The sequence below is a fragment of the Aeromonas sp. QDB30 genome, assembly GCF_027707645.1.
Lineage (GTDB): Bacteria > Pseudomonadota > Gammaproteobacteria > Enterobacterales > Aeromonadaceae > Aeromonas > Aeromonas caviae.
Genome location: NZ_JAPCIY010000005.1, coordinates 41,474 through 57,672, shown reverse-complemented (window position 1 = coordinate 57,672; position 16,199 = coordinate 41,474). Strand labels below are relative to the sequence as shown.

14 protein-coding genes are annotated in these 16,199 nt (G+C 59.6%); 4 read left to right on the top strand and 10 right to left on the bottom strand.

Going from position 1 to position 16,199, the window contains the following annotated elements:
* Positions 1-14: 14 nt before the first annotated feature.
* The 8 genes from rseP to rpsB all read right to left on the bottom strand — a co-directional run bounded on the left by rseP (position 15) and on the right by rpsB (position 7,615).
* On the bottom strand, positions 15-1,367 hold the full coding sequence (rseP, locus tag PG896_RS02715) for a sigma E protease regulator RseP (RefSeq protein WP_270835352.1): 1,353 nt from the start codon (positions 1,365-1,367) through the stop codon (positions 15-17).
* 76 nt (positions 1,368-1,443) lie between these two features.
* Positions 1,444-2,640, bottom strand: a complete 1,197-nt coding sequence (gene ispC / locus PG896_RS02710) for a 1-deoxy-D-xylulose-5-phosphate reductoisomerase (RefSeq protein WP_052815753.1) — start codon at positions 2,638-2,640, stop codon at positions 1,444-1,446.
* A 67-nt stretch (positions 2,641-2,707) separates the two neighbouring features.
* On the bottom strand, positions 2,708-3,565 hold the full coding sequence (locus PG896_RS02705; RefSeq protein WP_039039428.1) for a phosphatidate cytidylyltransferase: 858 nt from the start codon (positions 3,563-3,565) through the stop codon (positions 2,708-2,710).
* Positions 3,566-3,592: 27 nt separating this feature from the next.
* Complete coding sequence (gene uppS / locus PG896_RS02700) at positions 3,593-4,369, bottom strand: polyprenyl diphosphate synthase (protein ID WP_039039427.1); 777 nt, start codon at positions 4,367-4,369, stop codon at positions 3,593-3,595.
* Positions 4,370-4,441: 72 nt separating this feature from the next.
* Positions 4,442-4,999, bottom strand: coding sequence for a ribosome recycling factor (gene frr / locus PG896_RS02695; RefSeq protein ID WP_010673406.1), 558 nt, complete (start codon positions 4,997-4,999; stop codon positions 4,442-4,444).
* A gap of 95 nt (positions 5,000-5,094) precedes the next feature.
* On the bottom strand, positions 5,095-5,829 hold the full coding sequence (gene pyrH / locus PG896_RS02690) for a UMP kinase (RefSeq protein WP_010673405.1): 735 nt from the start codon (positions 5,827-5,829) through the stop codon (positions 5,095-5,097).
* Between the two features lie 71 nt (positions 5,830-5,900).
* Entirely contained in the window at positions 5,901-6,782 is an 882-nt protein-coding gene (gene tsf / locus PG896_RS02685) for a translation elongation factor Ts (protein ID WP_010673404.1), read from the bottom strand.
* Between the two features lie 104 nt (positions 6,783-6,886).
* Positions 6,887-7,615, bottom strand: a complete 729-nt coding sequence (rpsB, locus tag PG896_RS02680) for a 30S ribosomal protein S2 (protein ID WP_010673403.1) — start codon at positions 7,613-7,615, stop codon at positions 6,887-6,889.
* A gap of 358 nt (positions 7,616-7,973) precedes the next feature.
* Here rpsB and map point away from each other — a divergent pair, with 358 nt between their 5' ends.
* From map to PG896_RS02660, 4 genes are all read left to right on the top strand, one after another.
* Complete coding sequence (gene map / locus PG896_RS02675) at positions 7,974-8,762, top strand: type I methionyl aminopeptidase (protein ID WP_010673402.1); 789 nt, start codon at positions 7,974-7,976, stop codon at positions 8,760-8,762.
* 64 nt (positions 8,763-8,826) lie between these two features.
* Positions 8,827-11,469 (top strand): bifunctional uridylyltransferase/uridylyl-removing protein GlnD, encoded by a 2,643-nt coding sequence (glnD, locus tag PG896_RS02670; protein ID WP_270835351.1) that lies wholly within the window; start codon positions 8,827-8,829, stop codon positions 11,467-11,469.
* 178 nt (positions 11,470-11,647) lie between these two features.
* Positions 11,648-12,475 (top strand): 2,3,4,5-tetrahydropyridine-2,6-dicarboxylate N-succinyltransferase, encoded by an 828-nt coding sequence (gene dapD, locus PG896_RS02665; RefSeq protein WP_010673400.1) that lies wholly within the window; start codon positions 11,648-11,650, stop codon positions 12,473-12,475.
* A gap of 275 nt (positions 12,476-12,750) precedes the next feature.
* Positions 12,751-13,134: a DUF3461 family protein gene (locus PG896_RS02660; protein WP_039039426.1), complete on the top strand. Its 384-nt coding sequence runs from the start codon at positions 12,751-12,753 to the stop codon at positions 13,132-13,134.
* A gap of 164 nt (positions 13,135-13,298) precedes the next feature.
* Here PG896_RS02660 and ptsG read toward each other — a convergent pair whose 3' ends face one another.
* Positions 13,299-14,732, bottom strand: a complete 1,434-nt coding sequence (gene ptsG, locus PG896_RS02655) for a PTS glucose transporter subunit IIBC (RefSeq protein WP_270835350.1) — start codon at positions 14,730-14,732, stop codon at positions 13,299-13,301.
* A gap of 430 nt (positions 14,733-15,162) precedes the next feature.
* On the bottom strand, positions 15,163-16,137 hold the full coding sequence (locus PG896_RS02650) for a MalM family protein (protein WP_048208174.1): 975 nt from the start codon (positions 16,135-16,137) through the stop codon (positions 15,163-15,165).
* Between the last annotated feature and the right edge of the window lie 62 nt (positions 16,138-16,199).

Sequence of the window (16,199 nt, the reverse complement as noted above, 5' to 3'; positions counted from 1 at the left end):
TTGATGCTCTGGCCTCAGAGGCGAGCGAAATCATTAAACAGCGCAATGCCCATCAGTAACATCAGAATGGCGGCGCCGATCCTGAACCCAACTTCCTGAATTTTTTCCGATACCGGCTTGCCGGTGATCGCCTCGATGAGGAAATAGACCAGATGGCCACCATCGAGCACCGGCAGGGGGAACAGGTTGATGATCCCCAGGTTGACGCTGATGAGCGCCAGGAATCCGAGGAAATAGACCAACCCGTAATCGGCGCTGCTGCCGGCCCCCTTGGCGATGGAGATGGGGCCGCTCAGGTTGTCCAAAGAGACGATGCCACCGATCAGCTTGCCTATCATATCGAAGGTCAGGGTGATCAGGCTCCAGGTCTTCTGGACCCCATGCCACAGGGCTTGCAAAGGCCCATACTGTAACAGAGTTCGATACTCATCCGGTAATGGAAGCAGTTGCGGCGACAGGCCCACAAAACCGACCAGCTGGCCCTTCACTTTCTTCCCGTCCGGGGTCAGGGTCAGGGTCATCTCGCTGCCCCCGCGCTCCACCGTCACCTGCAGCGGCTGCGCCGGTGACTGCTGGACACGCTCGACAAACTGGGCCCATTCGGTGATGGCCTCTCCATCGACCCCCTTGATGCGATCCCCTATCTGAAGGCCGGCCTTCTCGCTGGCGCTCGACGGTACCACGGCCTCCACCACGGGCAGCACCTTGCCACCGAGGGGCACTATCCCGAGGCTCCCGATGGGTGACTCTTTGTCCGGATCGAATTTCCAGCCGGCCAGCTGCAGGGTCTTGTCCACTGCATAGCTGGTGTTGGCCGCCTTGAGCTTGAGCTGGACCGAGTCATCGCCAAGGTGGCTGATGAGGGCGTAGGTGACGCTCTCCCAGTCACCGGTCTCCTCGCCGCCGACGCCGACGATCTCCATGCCTGGCAGGATGCCGGCCTCTGCCACGATGGAGGCGGGACGCACCTCGCCCACCACGGGTTTGACGCTCGGCACCCCTATCATGAACATCAGCCAGAAGGCGAACAGGGCGAACACGAAGTTCGCCATGGGGCCAGCCGCGACTATGGCCATCCGGGCCCAGACGCTCTTGTGGTTGAAGGCCTGCGCCTCCTCCCCCGGTTTGAGTTCGTCGACCCGGCCATCCAGCATCTTGACGTAACCGCCAAGGGGGATCAGGGCCAGCACGTATTCGGTGCCATCCTTGCCAAGGCGACGCCAGATGGCCTTGCCAAAGCCGATGGAGAAGCGCTCCACCTTGACGCCGCAACGACGAGCCACCCAGAAGTGGCCAAATTCATGCACCGCCACCAGCAGCCCGAGAGCCACGATGAAGGCGCCGATATTCCACAGAACCCCGCCCATCAGCCGCGTACCTCGCGGTCATGTCCAGTCCTGCGCTCGAGAGCATGGAGAGGGGCTGGCTGCCACCACAGTCCGTTCATACGGCAAGCTCCTTTATCAGTTGCTGGGCACGGGCTCGGGCCGTACCGTCCAGGGCGATGAGATCCGCCAGAGAGCCGGCAGCACTGCTGCCCAGCTCGGCCATGACGGATTCGTTGACTCTGGCAATATCCATAAATCCGATCCGCTCTGCAAGAAAAGCCGCGACGGCCTCCTCGTTGGCGGCATTGAGGGAGGTGGTCGCCCCCTGCCCCTGCTGGCACGCGCTCATGGCCAGCGCCAGACAGGGATAGCGCTCATAGTCGGGCCGGATAAAGCTGAACTCTCCGACACTGAAGAAATCCAAAGGTTCCACACCGGACTCGATCCGTTCCGGATAGGCCAGAGCGTGGGCAATGGGGGTGCACATGTCCGGGTTGCCGAGCTGGGCCAGCACGGAGCCATCCTTGTACTGCACCATGGAGTGAATGACGGACTGGGGGTGAATCACCACCTGGATCTGCTCGGGGGCCGCATTGAACAGCCAGCGCGCCTCGATATACTCCAGCCCCTTGTTCATCATGGTGGCGGAGTCCACCGAGATCTTGGCCCCCATGGACCAGTTGGGATGGGCAATGGCTTGCGCCGGGGTGACATGGTGCAATTCACCCACATCGGCATAGCGGAAAGGTCCGCCGGAGCCGGTCAGCAGGATCTTGCTGATCCCCGCCCCGGCCAGATCGCAGAAACCGGGCTGGCGCTGCACGTCGACCGGCAGGCACTGGAAGATGGCGTTGTGTTCGCTGTCGATGGGCAGCAGCTCGGCGCCGTGCTCTCGCACCGCCTCCATGAAGAAGGCTCCGGACATCACCAGCGCCTCCTTGTTGGCCAGCAGAATGCGCTTGCCAGCGCGCACGGCAGCCATGGTGGGTGCTAGACCCGCCGCACCGACAATGGCCGCCATCACGCTGTGGGCCTCGGGGTGAGCAGCCACGTCGCACAGGGCTGCCTGACCGGACAACACCCGGGTGGTGCTGCCGTGAGCCTTGAGCCGACCCGCCAGATCGCTGGCGGCGCCTTCGTCCACCATGACAGCGAACCGGGGGGAGAATTCGAGACAGTCGCGCAGCATGGCATCCACGCTGCGAGCAGCGGTCAGCGCCAGCACCTGCCAGCGCCCGGGGTTGTGGCGCAGTACCTTGAGGGTGCTCTGACCGATGGAGCCTGACGCTCCCAGGATCACCAGGTTTTGCATCAAGACTCCTGATTGGGTAACAGACTGATGGAGCGGGACGCTCCCGGGATCATCAGTGCGCGAAACATCAAAACTCCGGACCGAGCAACAGGTAGCTGAGCAGGAAGACGGGCAGCGCCGCCGTCAGGCTGTCGATGCGATCGAGAATGCCGCCATGGCCCGGCAACAGGGTGCCGGAATCCTTGATGCCGGCTTCCCGCTTGAACATGCTCTCGGCCAGATCGCCGAGCACGGAGGCCAGCACCGCCAGCAGGGAACAGAGCAGCACGGTGCCCATCTTGGCAGGCACAAAGCCCATGAACCAGGTCACGCCGATGGCCAGCAGGCTGGCGGTAAACAGCCCACCCAGCATGCCTTCGATGGTTTTCCCCGGGCTCACGGCCGGTGCCAGCTTGTGTTTGCCGAACGCCTTGCCGAAAAAATACGCGCCAGAATCTGCCGCCCAGACCAGTCCCATCACGAACAGCAGGATCCAGGCTCCCATCATGGGGTCGTGGTAGAAGTTGTAACCGCGAATGGCCACCAGGGACCAGAAGAAGGGAACCAGGGTCACCAGACCGAACAGGGATTTGAGCCAGATGGATTCACGCCACAGCCTGGCGCTTTGCGGGTAACGCAGCACCAGCAGCAGCCCCAGCAGCCACCAGCTGACGGCGGTCCAGAGCACGCCCATCACCAGCGGATGCAGTTGGGGGATCCAGAGTTGCTCCACGGGCACCCAAAACAGGCTGGCCCCCAGCAGCAGACAGAACACCAGCGGCAACCACTGTTGCGGCTGGGCAGTGACGAAGGCACTCCACTCACGGCTGGCCAGCAGAAAGACCAGGGCGGCGAGCAGGGCAAAGAATTTCAACGGCAGAAAAAACAGCGCCCCCAACACCAGGGGTACTAACAGTAATGCGGTAATAATTCGTTGTTTTAGCAAAAGAAACCTCTCTCTTGGGAGCGGGGTTTAGCCGGTCTGTTGCGCGGCGATCAATTCCCGGATCTGTTCACCCGTACACCCGAAGCGACGCTCGCGAGCAACGAAGGAGGCAACTGCCCCACTGAACTCGGCCTCGTCAAAATCGGGCCACAGGACCGGGGTAAAATAGAGTTCGGCATAGGCGAGCTGCCAAAGGACAAAGTTGCTGATGCGATGATCCCCGCCGGTGCGGATCAACAGATCCACGGGGGGCAGATCAGCCATGCAGACATGACGACCCAATGCCGCCTCATCGACCGCCTCGGCATCCAGTTCACCCGCCGCCACGGCCCGTGCCAGGGTCCGGGCCGCCTGGGCGATGTCCCACTGACCGCCATAGTTGGCGGCGATATTGAGGGTCAATCCCTGATTGTTGGCGGTCAGGGCCTCGGCCTTGGCAATCTTTGCCTGCAGCCGCTCGCTGAAGCGGGCAGTGTCGCCAATCACCCGAAGGCGAATGCCGTTGCTGTGCAACTTGCTCACCTCGCGACCCAGCACCGTCATGAACAACTCCATCAGGGCGTTTACTTCCCCTTCCGGACGGCGCCAGTTCTCGCTGGAAAACGCAAACAGGGTCAGCGCCTCCATCTTGGCGCGGGCGGCAAAGGCCACGGCCTCACGCACGGATTTCACGCCCGCCTTGTGCCCGGAAACCCGCATCTTGCCGCGGTTCTGGGCCCAGCGACCATTGCCATCCATGATGATGGCGACGTGACGGGGCAAGGACGAGCTGGCGCTATCGCCTAGCGCTGCCAAAAGCGACATTCATTTCTCCCACAAAGACAAAAGCGCCGTGCAGGGGCACTACACGGCGCTCGTAATATACCTGTCGGAGGCTTAGATTTCCATTAGCTCCTTTTCCTTCACAACCAGGGCGTCATCCACCAGCTTGATGAAGGTATCGGTCAGCTTCTGGATCTCTTCCTGGGCGCGACGGTCGTCGTCTTCGGAGATCTCTTTCTCTTTCAGCAGGGCTTTCAGGTCGGCGTTGGCATCGCGACGGATGTTGCGAATGGCAACCCGGGCACCTTCGGCTTCGGCACGGACGATCTTGGTCAGATCACGGCGACGCTCTTCGGTCAGCGGCGGCAGCGGTACGCGCAGAGTCTGGCCGTTGCTGGACGGGTTCAGGCCCAGATCGGAGGTCAGGATGGCTTTTTCCACCGCCTGTATCATGGAGCGATCGAAGATGGAGATGGAGAGAGTACGGGCATCTTCTGCCACCACGTTGGCCAACTGCTTCAGAGGAGTGGCAGCACCGTAATACTCCACCTGGATGCCGTCGAGCAGGCTCGGATGAGCACGGCCGGTACGGATCTTGGACATCTGGGTCTTCAGCGACTCTACGCTTTTGCCCATGCGGTCCTTGGCGTCGTTTTTAATCTCGTTGATCACAGTGGTTTTCCTTTTGGCGAACGAGCCGACAGGCGGCTCGTATCTATCTTGTTGACTGGCGTAATGGACAAGCGAGCCTGGGGCTCACACTTGCCTTACTTGCTGGCCTGGTGGATCAGGGTACCTTCCGGCTCACCCATGATCACGCGGCGCAGCGCGCCCGGTTTGTTCATGTTGAACACCCGGATCGGCAGATCGTGGTCGCGGGCCAGGGTAAAAGCAGCAAGATCCATCACTTTGAGTTCTTTTTCAAGAACTTCATCATAACTCAGTTCCTGATAGAGCACGGCATCCGGGTTCTTGACCGGGTCATCGGTGAACACGCCATCGACCTTGGTGGCTTTCAGCACGACGTCGGCTTCGATCTCGATACCGCGCAGGCAGGCTGCCGAGTCGGTGGTAAAGAAGGGGTTGCCGGTACCGGCAGAGAAGATCACCACCTTGCCGGCACGCAGCTGGCTGATGGCTTCGGCCCAGCTGTAGGAGTCGCAGACCCCTTGCAGGGAGATGGCCGACATCAGGCGGGCATTCACATAAGCACGATGCAGGGCATCACGCATGGCCAGGCCGTTCATGACGGTCGCCAGCATGCCCATGTGGTCACCCACCACGCGATTCATGCCTGCCTTGGCAAGGCCAGCACCACGGAACAGGTTGCCGCCACCGATGACCAGACCGACCTGAACACCCAGCTCAACCAGCTCTTTGATCTCTTGGGCCATCCGTTCCAGCACCGCCGGATCAATGCCGAAACCCTCGGATCCTTGCAGGGCTTCACCACTCAACTTCAGAAGAACACGTCTGTATGCAGGCTTGGGATTGGTACTCATGTCACTGATTCCTGGTCATATAAAGACCGCGACATAAGTCGCGGTCTGGGGAAACGGAAAAACCGGTTCGATTAGGCCTTCTGAGCGGCCGCGATCTGGGCTGCTACTTCAGCAGCGAAGTCGGTCTCTTGCTTCTCGATGCCTTCGCCCACTTCGAAACGGGTGAAGGAAACAACGTCAGCGCCTTCTTTCTTCAGCAGCTCGGCAACGGTCATGGAAGGATCTTTCACGAACGGTTGACCAGTCAGGGAAACCTCACCGGTGAACTTCTTCATGCGGCCTTCAACCATCTTCTCGGCGATCTCTTTCGGCTTGCCGGAGTTGATGGCGATGTCGATCTGGATTTCGCGCTCTTTGGCAACGACTTCGGCAGACACGTCTTCCGGTTTGACGAATTGCGGGCTGTTGGCAGCAACGTGCATGGCCAGATCTTTGGCCAGCTCGTCGGTACCGCCAACCAGCTTGGTGATAACACCGATGCGGGAGCCGTGAACGTAGGTGCCCAGGTTGTCACCTTCAACCAGCATCACGCGACGCAGGTTCATGTTCTCACCGATCTTGGCGATCAGGTTGGTGATGGTCAGCTCGACGGACTCGCCGTTGCCGAAGTCGGCGGCTTTCAGCGCGTCAACGTCAGCGATTTTCTGGGTAGCAGCGATCTCGACGATCTTCTGACCCATGGCCAGGAAACCGGCATCCTTGGAAACGAAGTCAGTCTCGCAGTTCAGCTCGATCATGACGGCAACGTTGCCTTCGGTACGGGCGAAGATCACACCTTCAGCGGCGATACGGCCAGCTTTCTTGGCGGCCTTGGCCTGACCGGATTTACGCATGTTCTCGATAGCCAGCTCGATATCACCGTTGGCTTCTTCCAGCGCTTTTTTGCAATCCATCATGCCAGCGGCGGTGCGCTCGCGCAGTTCTTTTACCAGGGCGGCAGAAATGTTTGCCATGTCCAGTATCCTCGGTCTTGAATTGACAAGAAACAGGGGCCACAAGGGCCCCTGCTAACCAATTACATCAGCTTGGTTAATAAGGGCTTTTCAGTCCTTATCAATTACTCAGCTTCAACGAAGCCATCTTGTTCGGCTTGAACAACGATGTCCTGCTCACGGGCTTCCAGAACGGTGTCAGCAGCAGCGTTCAGGTACAGCTGTACGGCACGGATAGCGTCGTCGTTACCCGGGATGACATAGTCAACGCCGTCCGGGTTGGAGTTGGTATCAACGATGGAAACTACCGGGATACCCAGGTTGTTGGCTTCTTTGATAGCGATGTGCTCGTGGTCGGCATCGACAACGAACAGAACGTCAGGCAGGCCGCCCATGTTCTTGATACCACCCAGGCTCTTCTCCAGCTTTTCCATTTCGCGAGTACGCATCAGCGCCTCTTTTTTGGTCAGCTTGTCGAAGGTACCGTCTTCGCTCTGGGTTTCCAGATCTTTCAGGCGCTTGATGGACTGACGAACGGTTTTCCAGTTGGTCAGCATGCCGCCCAGCCAGCGGTGGTTAACATAGAACTGGTCGCAACGCTCAGCGGCTTCTTTGACGGCTTCAGACGCGGCACGCTTGGTACCTACGAACAGTACCTTGCCTTTCTTGGCAGCTACGGAGCTGATGAAGTTCATGGCATCGTCAAACATCGGAACGGTTTTTTCCAGGTTGATGATGTGAACTTTGCTGCGGGCACCGAAGATGTAGGACTTCATTTTCGGGTTCCAGTAACGAGTCTGGTGACCGAAGTGAACGCCGGCTTGCAGCATGTCGCGCATAGAAACTTTAGCCATTTTATACCTCTGTATTGGGGTTAGGCCTCCACACATCCCATATAACCGACCCGTTAAGGCACCCCGGCATATGTGTCGATGTGTGTGTGTTGTTGAGTAAGGGTGATGGCATGAGGACACGAGTTCCCCATTCCGGCGCGCTTTATACCATAACTTTGGTCATGACACCACCAGCCCGGGTGCTAAAAATGGATCCCGGACCATGGTGCGACCTCCTGATGACGTTGCGATGACGATCACACTGGAAGTAAACGGGGGTTGGGGATAAAATTTCGCCCTGATTGCAAACGCATCTATTTTTCATTACCTGGTTGTTGGGCATCGGCAGGATGCGCAATCAGGCCCCAAGAGAGATCCCATGTCCATTAAAATCAAGACACCGGAAGAGATTGAAAAAATGCGTGTCGCCGGCCAGCTGGCCGCCGACGTGCTGGTCATGATCGCCCCCCACGTCAAGGCGGGCGTCACCACAGACGAACTGAATACCCTCTGCCACGACTACATCGTCGACGTGCAGCAGGCCATCCCCGCGCCGCTCAATTACCACGGTTTCCCCAAGTCCATCTGTACTTCGGTGAACGATGTCATCTGCCATGGCATCCCGAACCACAAGAAGCTGCGGGAAGGGGACATCATCAATCTGGACATCACCGTCATCAAGGATGGCTATCACGGCGATACCTCCGCCATGTTCATCGTGGGCCAGACCACCCCCCTGCGCCGCCAGCTCTGCAAGGTGGCCCAGGATAGCCTCTATGCCGCCATCAAGCGGGTGCGCCCGGGCATGTGCATCACCGAGATCGGCGCCGTCATCCAGCCCATCGTCGAGCAGGCCGGCTTCTCCGTGGTACGCGACTACTGCGGCCATGGCATCGGTGCCGAGTTCCACGAAGAGCCGCAGATCCTCCACTACCGCAACGGCGGCAAGCTGGAGCTGAAAGCGGGCATGTGCTTCACCATCGAGCCCATGGTCAACAGCAAGAAGTACCACTGCAAGGTCAATCCGAAGGATGGCTGGACCGTGACCACCAAGGACGGCGGCGACTCCGCCCAGTGGGAGCACACCCTGCTGGTGACCGAGGATGGCTGCGAGGTCCTGACCCTGCGCCCCGACGACACTATCGAGCGTTTTATCCGCCACGTTTGACATTCAACCCCGGCCGCGCGCCGGGGTTGCTCTTTACCCGGCCCGACCGAGAGTGTGACATGCCATGGATGCCAGCCTGCTTTCTCCCCATCTGCTCCCAGACGATCAGCTCACCCGCGACAACTGCAAGGAGTACCTGAGCCGCTTCCTCGCCTGGCTGCACGAGCGCTTCGACGCCGGTGACAACATCATCGAACTGGTCGCCACCCGCTCCGAATACATGGACGCGCTGCTGACCAGGCTCTGGCACAAGTTCGGCTTCGACAGGACCGAGCTCACCCTGATCGCGGTAGGCGGCTATGGCCGCGGCGAACTCCATCCCCACTCCGATATCGACCTGCTGCTCCTCTACGAAGGAGATGAACTGGACGAGGTGCTGGGGCTTCGCATCGGCGAGTTCATCACCCTCTTGTGGGATCTCAAGCTGGAAGTGGGACAATCGGTGCGCAACGTGGCCGAGTGCATCGAGCAGGGGCGCGCCGACATCACGGTCGCCACCAACCTCATCGAGGCGCGCTACATCACGGGTCGCCTGGCGGGGTTCGAACAGTTGCAGGCCGCCACCCTGCCCCAGCATTTCTGGCCGAGCGAGGCTTTCTTTCGCGCCAAGCGCGAAGAGCAGGCCCTGCGCCACCAGCAGTTCCTCGGCACCGCCTACAAGCTGGAGCCGGATCTCAAAAACAACCCGGGGGGCCTTCGCGACATCCAGACCCTGGCCTGGGTCGCCCGCCGCCACTTCGGCGCCACCACACTGTTCGAGATGACCAGCCACGGTTTCCTCAACCGGGCCGAGTACCGCGAACTGCTCGACTGCCAGAACTTCCTCTGGAAGGTGCGCTTCGCCCTGCACATGGCCATCAACAAGGGGGACAACCGCCTGCTGTTCGACCGCCAGCGCACCGTGGCCCAGATGCTGGGCTTCGAGGGGGAAGGCAACGGCCCGGTCGAGCAGATGATGAAGCGCTTCTACCAGACGGTGCGGCGGGTGGCCGAGCTCAACGAGATGCTGCTGCAACTGTTTGACGAGGCGATCCTCGGCAACACCGCCATGGACGTGCGCCGCATCAGCGACGAGTTCCAGCTGCGCGGTCGCCTCATCGATGCGGTGGATTCCGAGCTGTTCGGCCGGGATCCGGCCGCCATCCTGCGGCTCTTCTACCAGATAGCCCAGCACCCGGAGATCGCCGGCATCCACTCCGCCACCCTGCGCCAGTTGCGCGAGGCCAGGCGCACCCTGAGCTGCTGGCTGCAGGACCTGCCCGAGTGCCGCCGCCTCTTCATGGCGCTGCTGCGCCACCCCAACGGCATCGGCCAGCCGCTCACGCTCATGCACAAGTACGGGATCCTCGCAGCCTACCTGCCCCAGTGGAATCTCATCGTCGGCCAGATGCAGTTCGACATGTTCCACGCCTACACGGTGGACGAACACACCCACAGGCTGCTCCAGAACATCCATCGCTTCCCGAATCCAGCCAGCCGCCAGACCCACCCGCTCTGCCACGAGGTATTCACCCAGTTGCGCAAGCCCGAGCTGCTCAGCATCGCGGCCCTGTTCCACGACATCGCCAAGGGGCGGCGGGGGGATCACTCCGAACTCGGCGCCGTGGATGCGCTGGAGTTCTGCCAGTTGCACGGGCTGGATCGCTACGAGAGCCGGCTGGTCGCCTGGCTGGTGCGCCACCACCTGCTGATGTCGGTCACCGCCCAGCGCCGCGACATCTACGATCCGGACGTGGTCACCGACTTTGCCCAGAAGGTGCGCGACGAATTGCACCTCGATCTGCTCTATTGCCTGACCGTGGCGGACATCTGCGCCACCAACGACACCCTGTGGAACGACTGGAAGGGCACCCTGCTGCGCGAACTCTACTTCGCCACCCAGAAGGCCCTGCGCCAGGGTCTGGAGAACCCGCCGGACATGCGGCTCAAGATCCGCGAGAACCAGCGTCAGGCCAGGCAGATCCTGGCCCAGCGCGAGGTATCCCTGGATGCGGTCAACGCCCTCTGGAACGACTTCAAGGCCGACTACTTCCTGCGCCACAGCCCGGAGCAGATCGCCTGGCACTGCCGCAAGATCATCGCCCACGGTGACAACCCGGCGCCCCTGGTGCTCATCGGCAAGCACCCCATCCGGGGCGGCAGCGAGGTGTTCATCTATTGCCGCGACATGCCCAACCTGTTCGCCACCGTGGCCTCGGCGCTGGATCAGAAGAACCTGAGCATCCACGACGCCCAGATCATGAACTCGCGCAACGACTATGTGCTGGACACCTTCATCGTGCTGGAACCAAGCGGCGACCCCATCAGCCCCAACCGCACCGCCACCATCAAGAAGGCGCTGGAGAAGGCGCTGCAGGAGCCAGGCAAGCTGGTGCTGCGCAGCAAGCCCCTGTCACGGCGCCACCGCCAGTTCAGCGTGCCGACCCGGGTGGTGTTTCTGCCCCACAGGGGCGAAAACCGTCACACCCTGCTGGAGCTGACGGCCCTGGATACCCCGGGCCTGCTGGCCCGTATCGGTGCCGTGTTCCAACAGTGCGGCCTCTCCCTCCATGCCGCCAAGATCACCACCATCGGTGAGCGGGTGGAGGACTTCTTCAGCCTCACCACCCTGGCCGGAGAGCCGCTGAACCCGGAGGAGCAACAAGCCCTCGAGGAGAGGCTGGTCAATCAGCTCAACCCCCAGGAACCGGTTGGCGAGAGTGCCTGACACGCTCGGATGAAGCCTAGAAAGAGGCTTTTTGACGTATTGATTCCTCAATCAGAACAAATGGTTGGACCACTCAAGTACAATAAATCGCCCTGATTCTGAAGAAATCGGCGAGAGCCCTTAAAAACGATTGGAAAAGTGTGATACAACAAACAGAATTTTATAAAGGAAACCTGTCATGACCCAGTTGCAACAGACCATCGAAGCGGCCTTCGAGCGCCGTGACTCCATCACCCCCGGCTCCGTCGATGCCGCCACCAAGGCCGCCATTCTGGAAGCCATCGACCTGCTGGACTCCGGCAAAGCACGGGTTGCCGAGAAGATTGCCGGCGAGTGGGTCGTCCACCAGTGGCTGAAGAAGGCCGTGCTGCTCTCCTTCCGCATCAACGACAACGGCATCATCAAGGGCGACGATGCCCAGTACTACGACAAGGTTCCCCTGAAGTTCTCCAACTACACCGAAGAGCAGTTCAAGGCTGCCGGTGTACGCGTCGTGCCGCCCGCAACCGCGCGCAAAGGCTCCTTCATCGCCCCGAACACAGTGCTGATGCCCTCCTACGTCAACATCGGCGCCTTCGTCGATGAAGGCACCATGGTCGACACCTGGGCCACCGTGGGCTCCTGCGCCCAGATCGGCAAGAACGTTCACCTCTCCGGCGGCGTCGGCATCGGCGGCGTACTGGAGCCACTGCAGGCCAACCCGACCATCATCGAAGACAACTGCTTCATCGGTGCCCGTTCCGAAGTGGTGGAAGGGGTGATCGTCGAGGAAGGCTCCGTCATCTCCATGGGGGTCTTCATCGGCCAGTCCACCCGCATCTATGACCGCGAAACCGGTGAAATCCACTACGGCCGCGTCCCGGCCGGCTCCGTGGTCGTTTCCGGCTCCCTGCCCTCCAAGTGCGGCAAGTACAGCCTCTACGCCGCCGTCATCGTCAAGAAGGTGGATGCCAAGACCCGCGCCAAGGTCGGCATCAACGCCCTGCTGCGCTCCATCGACGAGTAATCCACGCCGATGTCATCAAGGGCACCTCTGGTGCCCTTTTTCATGCCCGCTCTCATGGGTGGGCGCCAACTCCCCTGCCCCACCAGCACTGCACACCCCCATGAGACGATACCGCTTATGGCAGTGCTGACAAGGCGTTCACCTCTCCCCCTTGGCTCGTTGATTAAAAAAGACCTTTTTGACACCAATTTGAATTTGGCGCGCCTGTCACAGGCAAGGCGCCCGGACTCGGGTAAGATAGAGGGGTCAGGATCGTTTCAAACCAAGGAAGCCCGATGTACGAGAATCTCAAGAGCCTGGGGATCCAGGAACCCACCTCGGTGGACAGCTACACCCTGCGCCAGGAAGCCAACCACGACATCCTCAAGATCTATTTCAAGAAGCAGAAGGGTGAATTCTTCGCCAAGAGCGTCAAATTCAAATACCCTCGCCAGCGCAAGACCATGCTGGTCGACTCGGGGACCCATGAGTACAAAGATGTCACCGAGATCAACGCCAACCTCAAATACGTGGTGGATGAGCTGGACAATCTGACCCAGGGCGGCCAGCCTTCCGCCGATCCGGACATCAAGCAGAAAATACTGCGCGACTTGCGTCATCTGGAAAAAGTGGTGCAGAACAAGATCAGCGAGATAGAACGGGATCTCGAAAAGCTTTAAGCCGGTCTGATGCAGCAAAGGCGCCCAGGGGCGCCTTATTTCATTGGATCACACCATGCTGGCGCCGCTAGGAAAGCCCCCGCACATGTCCCGCCACCAAACGCAACCCAGCAAAAAGGGAGGCTTGCGCCTCCCTTTTCGGAACTCGGATATCGGAGCGACAATCAGTTGCTCTTCATCCAGATGTCCATGTCGGTTTTCAGGTTGTCGGACTTGGTGCCGAAGATAGCCTGTACACCGGAACCGGCAACCACCACACCGGCGGCGCCCAGCTTCTTCAGACCAGCCTGGTCAACCTTGGCCACATCCTTCACACCGACACGCAGACGGGTGATGCAGGCGTCCAGAGAGGCGATGTTCTCTTTGCCACCGAAGGCGGAGACCAGTGCAGCAGACATCTCGTCCTTGCTTTGACCGGCAGAGGACTCTTGGGCAGCTTCGTCTTCACGACCCGGGGTTTTCAGGTTCATGGCACGGATGACCACGGTGAAGACCACGTAGTAGATGACCGCGTAGACCAGACCCAGACCCACCAGCAGCAGCATGTTGTCGGCACGCGGGGATTGCACCACGAAATCGATGAAGCCGTTGGAGAAGGTGTGACCGTGAACGACACCCAGCATGTTGGTCAGCACGTATGCCAGACCGGCCAGCAGGGCGTGGATGGCGTACAGAACCGGGGCCACGAACAGGAAGGAGAATTCGATAGGCTCGGTGATACCGGTCAGGAAGGAGGTCAGGGCAGCAGAAGCCATGATACCTACGATCTTGGCGCGGTTTTCCGGCTTGGCGGAGTGCGCAATGGCAAACGCGGCAGCAGGCAGACCGAACATCTTGAACAGGTAGCCACCCGCCAGCTGACCGAAGCCGTTGCCGGCAGCACGGGAAGCGTCATCAGCAGTCAGGAAGCAGGTCATGATGCCGTGTACGGTTTCACCGGCGGCGTTGACGCAGGTACCAGCCTGATAGAAGAACGGCACGTTCCAGATGTGGTGCAGACCGAACGGGATCAGGGAGCGCTCAACCACGCCGTAGATACCGAAGGCCAGGACCGGGTTCTGGTTGGCAGCCCAGTCGGAGAAGGCACCGATGGCACCACCAATCGGCGGCCAGATGAAGGAGAGCACGACACCCAGACCGATGGAAACAAAACCGGTGATGATGGGCACGGCGCGCTTGCCAGCGAAGAAGCCGAGGTACTCTGGCAGCTGGATCTTGTAGAAGCGGTTGAACGCCCAGGCAGCCACGCCACCGGCGAGGATACCACCCAGCACACCGGTATCGATCTTCTCGACACCCATCACAGGCGCCATCACAGTCAGGGTGGCGGTCATGATGCCGTAGCCGACGATGGCGGACAGGCCGGAAACACCGTCGTTATTGGTGAAGCCAAGGGCGACGCCCACGGCGAACAGCAGCGCCATCTGGCCAAACACTGAACCACCGGCCTGCTCCATCAGTTGGGAGACGATTTCCGGCAACCAGCTGAAGTGGGCAGCCCCCACCCCCAGCAGAATACCTGCAACGGGCAAGACCGATACGGGCAGCATCAGCGCCTTACCGACCTTTTGCAGATTAGAGAAAGCATTTTTTAACATGTGTGCGCTCCTGAATGGATTTTTTTTCCGACAACGACTCAGGGCAGTTTATTGATGACGATGTGCTTCATCAGTCACTGCGCCAAATGCGTTTTCCGGGTTGCTTATTTTGACCAGCAGAATATAACCCAGCGGGGGTGGAAATGCCTCTGTCGGAAACAAGGGAATAATAAATTTGGAGGAGAGATCACAAGATAATAAATAAGCAGAGAGGGGGCTATCTTGAATATTATTTCGTATTGTTATAGCTTCGCCGCAAAAAGAAATAAACCACTTCAAAACAAATCACAAAGAAACCAAATAATACTCAGTGATACTCACTGTAACCAAATGTAACTTATTGCGGATTTATATTATCCAGTCTACCGATTAAAAAGGCCTCCAACAAGGGAGGCCTCCAATAAATATCGATTTTAATAAACCGAGATATTTAGTTCTTCTGTGAACGTTTCACTGCATCAATAAAGACCGATTTCGCCTTGGTTGAACCGGCACGCTCGGCTTCATTCACGAGCTGCATCGCCTTGTCGATATCACCGACCTTCACCGCTTTCTCGATCTGGGCGTTGTAGAAGCTCTCGGTCTCACTCAGCATGGCGGGAGCCGGTTTGCTCGGCGCTGCGGCAACGGCTGCCGTGGTGGCCGCCGTCGCAGCCACGGCAGTGGTAGCAGGCTTGGCCTGGCTCATCGCCACCTTGTCGGCGTATTCAGGCTTGAACACGGCTTCCAGGCCTTGTCCCTTGGCCATGTCCGTGACCTTTATCTGTACCAGACCCCAGGGCGAATGGGGGATCACGGGGTCCTTGATATCCGGCTCGACCGTGCCGTTGGCACGAGCAAAGGCCTTCGCGGGGTGCAAGATGGTGGTGCTGCCCGCCGTCTCGTTGGCCGGCGCATAGACCACCATATAGGTTTCAGTGGCGGGATTGCCCGGCATACTGCGGTCCACAAACACACGCCCCTCAATCCTGTCGTTGTCGAGCAGGTGGGCTGGTTGATAGGCAAAGACCGACTCACCCAGCACGCGAGTCACCTTGAACTGGGCATCCAGCATGATCACCTTGGGAACCAGTACCGTCTTGCTGACCTGGGAGGCCAGGGTGATGGCCAGATTGCCGGTATTGGCCGGCAGACGATAGGCGGCAAAATAGCTCATGCCCTCGTCAAACTGATAACTGGGCTGCTTGCCGTCGATGGCCAGCAGCGTCTCGCCTTCCGGCAGGGAGACATAATTGAATTCGTTGAACCCTGTGCAACAACTGGTTGCCTGGGAGAGCGCCTGCTTGGCCTGATCGGCATTACTCAGAATGGAGGCGTGCTCCTGCACGGGCACCACCATGCTACCGGAACAACCGGCCAGCAGCGCGGTAACCATGGCCGCGATAGACATCTTTACCAGTTTCATTCTTCTTATCTCCATAACCCGGTTGCCACATCATGCGAAACAAAACTGCCCCCATAAGGGGG